This window comes from Geobacillus sp. ZGt-1 (assembly GCF_001026865.1).
Classification (GTDB): domain Bacteria; phylum Bacillota; class Bacilli; order Bacillales; family Anoxybacillaceae; genus Geobacillus; species Geobacillus thermoleovorans.
In genome coordinates this window covers 1-5,077 of the sequence record NZ_LDPD01000016.1, presented here as the reverse complement: position 1 = coordinate 5,077, position 5,077 = coordinate 1, and the positions used below count along the sequence as shown (strand labels likewise).

The 5,077-nt window shown below is 52.8% G+C and carries 5 protein-coding genes and 1 pseudogene; 4 read left to right on the top strand and 2 right to left on the bottom strand.

The features are described 5' to 3' along the window. Positions 1 to 267: hypothetical protein (locus tag VU18_RS19535; protein ID WP_047757873.1), on the top strand; the 267-nt coding region annotated here is incomplete at its 5' end. 376 nt (positions 268 to 643) lie between these two features. On the opposite strand, the pseudogene VU18_RS19530 reads toward VU18_RS19535, so the two are convergent. Then, positions 644 to 1,660 (bottom strand): annotated as a pseudogene (locus VU18_RS19530) (AMP-binding protein); the annotation flags it as partial. Position 1,661: 1 nt separating this feature from the next. Next, on the bottom strand, positions 1,662 to 2,632 hold a 971-nt coding region (locus tag VU18_RS19525), incomplete at its 3' end, for an AMP-binding protein (RefSeq protein ID WP_236687319.1). Positions 2,633 to 2,869: 237 nt separating this feature from the next. Here VU18_RS19525 and VU18_RS06400 point away from each other — a divergent pair. The 3 genes from VU18_RS06400 to VU18_RS06390 form a co-directional block, all read left to right on the top strand. Further along, on the top strand, positions 2,870 to 3,124 hold the full coding sequence (locus VU18_RS06400) for a FeoA family protein (RefSeq protein WP_011230980.1): 255 nt from the start codon (positions 2,870 to 2,872) through the stop codon (positions 3,122 to 3,124). Continuing rightward, the gene (locus tag VU18_RS06395) at positions 3,117 to 3,851 is read left to right on the top strand and encodes a FeoB small GTPase domain-containing protein (protein ID WP_011230979.1); all 735 of its coding nucleotides are present in this window, start codon (positions 3,117 to 3,119) and stop codon (positions 3,849 to 3,851) included. The genes VU18_RS06400 and VU18_RS06395 overlap by 8 nt, the downstream gene beginning before the upstream one ends. Beyond that, a partial coding sequence (locus VU18_RS06390) for a nucleoside recognition domain-containing protein (RefSeq protein ID WP_047757835.1) occupies positions 3,820 to 5,077 on the top strand: 1,258 nt, incomplete at its 3' end. The genes VU18_RS06395 and VU18_RS06390, both read left to right, overlap by 32 nt.

The following is a 5,077-nucleotide window of genomic DNA, read 5'->3' as shown; positions in this document are numbered from 1 at the left end:
GTGCAGCAACTGGGCCAACAAGTCCAACACCTTAACAGCCAAGTGCAGCAGCTGAACCACCAAGTACAGCAAACTCATGAGCAAGTCGACCAGCTCGCCAAACAAGTGCAGCAAACGAATGAACAACTCAACCAATTAAGCCAGCAAGTGGCCGACATGGACAAACGGATCACCGATGTCGCCAACGGCCAAAACATTTTAGTTGAAGAGCTGTTCGAAAACAAAAAGGAGATCAAGCGGGTCAAGACGGCGCTCAATATGTACTAGACGTCAGTCCGCTCCATTTCGTTGATCTCTTCGACGTTTAAAGCTTGTTCCATATCCTGTGTGAACATAGCCATCATCAAACAACATCCCCCTGCTTACGTCATACTAAAACTCCGAATCATCGTCGCCGCAAATGAAGCCCGGAAGGTTCTCCTAAACAGATCTTCCGGACTTTCTCATCATGAAAACGGACACCGTCTCGTCTCATCGCCCCAACATCTCTTTCACCGTCGTCCGCTCCTCAATCACCGATGGATTTCCAAACTGGCCTAGTCCGCTTGCTTTCTTCCATGCCCCCGACTCCTCTATTTATAATTCACTAATACATAGAAAGGTTGTTATTAAGCATCGTCACTTAATAACAACCTTTCGCATTTCAGCTTGTCTGCGTCTTCGCCGCCAGCGTCTTCGCCAGCTCGAGGAAAAAGTCGAGCGCCTCTGGATTGGCCATTGAGCCCGGGTTGACTGCCTTTTCGAGCGGGAAGCCTAAGAGCAGTTTCCGGATCGGAATCTCCATTTTCTTTCCATTTAGCGTTTTCGGAATTTGCTTCACCTCGTAAATTTCATCTGGAACAAAGCGCGGCGAGACGTGTTGCCGAATCGATTGGCGGATGCGTTCTTTCAGCTCGTCATCGAGCACTGCGCCCGGCTTGAGGACGACAAACAGCGGCATAAACGATTGCTTGCCCATCATTTCCAAATCGACAATGAGGCTTTCGAACACCCCGTCGACCGCTTCGACCGCACGGTAAATTTCGCTCGTGCCCATGCGGACGCCGGCGCGGTTGATCGTCGAGTCGGAGCGTCCGTAAATGACGCATCCCCCTTGTTCGTCAATTTTAATCCAGTCGCCGTGCTTCCAGACGCCCGGGTACGTGTCAAAATAGCTGTTCCGATACCGTTCGCCGTCTGGATCGTTCCAGAAAAAGAGCGGCATCGACGGCATTGGTTTTGTAATCACAAGTTCACCGACTTCATTCACAAGCGGCTGGCCGTTTTCGTCAAACGCCTGCACATCCGCGCCCAACGCGCGGCACGAGAGGATGCCGGCGCGCACCGGCAAAATCGGCGAACCGACGACAAACGCGGTGCACACATCCGTTCCGCCGCTGCATGATGCCAGGCAAATGTCATCCTTGACGTTTTCATACACCCAGGCGAACCCTTCGACCGTCAGCGGCGAACCGGTCGAGAGCACGGCCTCGAGCTTTGACAAGTCATATTGCTCTTTTGGCTTCAGGCTGAGCTTCATGCAGATGTTGATAAACGCCGCGCTTGTGCCGAAATGGGTGATGCCTGCCTTCTCGGCGAGCTCCCATAAAACGTTGCCATCCGGATACGTCGGGCTGCCGTCATAGAGCACGATGGTCGACCCGGCCAGCAGTCCGCCGACNAGAAAGTTCCACATCATCCATCCAGTCGTCGTAAACCAGAAAAACGTGCTGTCTTTCGTCAAGTTTTCGGAAATCGTGAGCGCTTTTAAATGCTCAAGCAAAATGCCGCCATGCCCTTGGACGATCGGCTTCGGCAAACCGGTCGTTCCCGAAGAATACAAAATCCAAAGCGGATGGTCAAACGGAACGTCTTCATAGACGAGCTCCGCCTTGTCCGCCACGACATCATCCCACAGCACGACGCCCTCATCCGGTGCTTCCATCTGCCCGCGCCAATACGGAAGCAGCACCGTCTTTTTCAATGACGGCAATTTGGCGCGCAATTCGGATACGACCGGCATTTTGTCAAATTCTTTGCCGTTGTATTGGCAGCCGTCGACGGCAAACAAGACAGTCGGCTCGATTTGCGCGAACCGGTCAATGACGCTGCCAGCGCCAAAATCCGGCGAGCAGCTTGACCAAATGGCGCCGATCGAGGCGCACGCCAAAAACGCCATCACCGTCTCGGGGATATTCGGCATATAAGCGACGACGCGGTCGCCGCGCTTCACTCCCATCGCTCGCAATGCTTTGGCGATCGCCGCCGTTTTTTCGCCGAGCTCCTGCCATGACACTTCCCGGTACGGCACGCGTTCCGAGCGGAAAATGATGGCCGGGCGGTCGGCGCGCGCATGCCGGAAAATATGTTTCGCATAGTTGAGCGCAGCGCCTGGAAACCACTCCGCCCCTGGCATCTTCCGCTCCCGCAGCACACACTCATACGGCGTTGCCGCCTGAACACCACAATATTCCCAAACCGTTTCCCAAAATTCTTCAAGATGCTCAACTGACCATGTCCATAGTTCGCGGTACGAGTTAAATGACAACTCCTTTTTCTCTTTCAGCCAGTCCATATACCGTCGAATGTTCGATTGCCGAATTTGCTCCTCCGTCGGCTGCCAAAGAATCGTCCCTTCCGTAATCGCTTTCATTTCATCGTGCGTCAATGGACGCCGTCACCGCCTTTCTGCCGATAGTTTGTTCAGACTATTCATATGATAACATGATTTCCTATTGTTTTGAATAGTCGCCAGTTCGACAACTCTGTCAGAAAAAGATGAAACAAATTTGTTGACAACAGCGAGGCAACTGGAATATGATAAACACAAAAGTTGGTCTAAGCAAAAAAAATGTCTTTTATAAAAAATATTAACCGGAGGGAAACTTTTATGGCACAAGGAAAACGTTGCCGCCTCTCCGATATGAAACCGGGCGATCGATTTCGCATCGAAAAGGTTGATGTTCCTGATCCTATGTTAAAAAGGCGGTTGCTTGATTTGGGATTTGTACCCGGCGGGGAAGTGAAGGTTGGACAAAGAAGCCCGCTTGGCGACCCGACCGCCTATCGCGTTTGTGGAACGACGATCGCATTAAGGAAAGAAGAAAGTGACTATATTTACGGGGAGAAGATCAGCCATGACTGATATGACGTATACGATTGCCTTAATGGGAAATCCGAACACCGGCAAAAGCACGTTGTTCAACGTCTTAACGGGCCTGCGCCAACATACCGGCAACTGGCCCGGGAAAACGGTCACTCATGCGGAAGGAGAATGCCGCCACCGCGGCACGTTGTACCGGATCGTCGACTTGCCGGGAACGTATTCGCTCTATTCCAATTCAGCCGATGAAGAGGTGGCGCGCGATTTTCTCCTGTTTCAACGTCCTGACGTCACGGTCGTTGTGGTCGACGCTACGGCATTAGAACGCAACTTGAATCTAGCGCTTCAAGTATTGGAAATGACCGACCGCGTCATTATCGCTATCAATTTGATGGATGAAGCGAAAAAGAAAGGCATTCATATCAATACAAAAAAATTAGCCGTCAAACTCGGCGTGCCGGTCGTGCCGATCTCGGCCCGCAACCGGGAAGGAATCGATGCACTGCTTGATACAGTGGATGCCATGGCGCATGGCCGCATCAACACCAACCCGCTTTCCATCCGGTACAGCCCGGAAATCGAACGAGGCATTGCCAAACTTCTTCCACTCGTGAAAGACGTGATGGGAGACACGTATCCTGCTCGCTGGATCGCTCTTCGTCTCCTTGACGGCGATACATCGCTGCTTCAAGCGCTGAAACAACCGCCGCAACCATTGATCAAGGAGGGGAACGCGTATGCCTGTTGCGGATCCATCAAATCGATTTGACCGCTTAATGACAGAAGCGAAATCATTGGCGCCGGACAATGTGCGCGAGCAAATCGTTGCCGCCATCTTTCAAACATCGGCCGAGCTTTATCGAGAATGTGTCAATCATACGAAGAGCGTGAAACGTGATCGAACGGAACAGATTGACCGGATCGTCACGTCGAAGCGGTGGGGATTTCCAATTATGCTGGCGCTTCTCGCCGCTGTCCTTTACATGACGATCGCCGGCGCCAACGTATTTTCCGATTCGCTCGCCCGCTTGTTCGGAACGATCGAAACGTATCTCACCATGGCCTTTCAAGCGATTCACGCCCCCGACTGGTTGCACGGCCTCATTGTACTTGGCCTATACCGCGGCACGGCTTGGGTCGTCAGCGTGATGCTGCCGCCGATGGCGATTTTCTTTCCCGTATTCGCTTTGCTCGAAAATTATGGCTACTTGCCGCGTGTCGCCTTTAACATGGATCGCTTGTTTAAAAAAGCGGGGGCGCATGGCAAACAATCACTGACGATGGCCATGGGCTTCGGCTGCAACGCGGCGGCCATCATGTCGACGCGCATTATCGAATCACCGCGCGAACGAATGCTGGCCATTTTGACCAACAACTTCGTCCCCTGCAATGGACGTTGGCCAACGCTGATCCTGCTTTCGTCCTTATTTATGGCAGCCGGCTATACAGGCGGATGGAAAACGTTCGTTACGGCGGGTGTGGTCGTCGCCATGGTGTTGTTTGGCATCGTCGTCACGTTGACCGTTTCATGGGTCTTATCCAAGACGGCCTTGCGCGGCATTCCGACCCATTACACGCTGGAGCTGCCGCCGTACCGACGCCCGAAAATCATGGAGACGATCATCCGGGCCACCCTCGACAAATCACTCTATGTGCTGAAACGGGCGGTAACGGTTGCGGCGCCGGCCGGCATTCTGACATGGGTGCTCGGCAACGTTCACGTGGGAGATACGACCGTGCTGGCGTATTTAGCCGACTGGCTTGACCCATTTGCCAAAGCATTGGGATTGGATGGCTACATTTTGATGGCGTTCATTTTAGGCTTGCCAGCCAATGAAATTGTCGTGCCGATTTTGCTGATGGGCTATTTATCCGCGGGGGCGCTCACTGAAGTCGATGGCCTGCATTCTCTAAAACAAATTTTGCTTGACCACGGCTGGACGTGGCTCACCGCCCTCAATATGATGCTGTTTTCCTTGCTTCACTACCCATGCG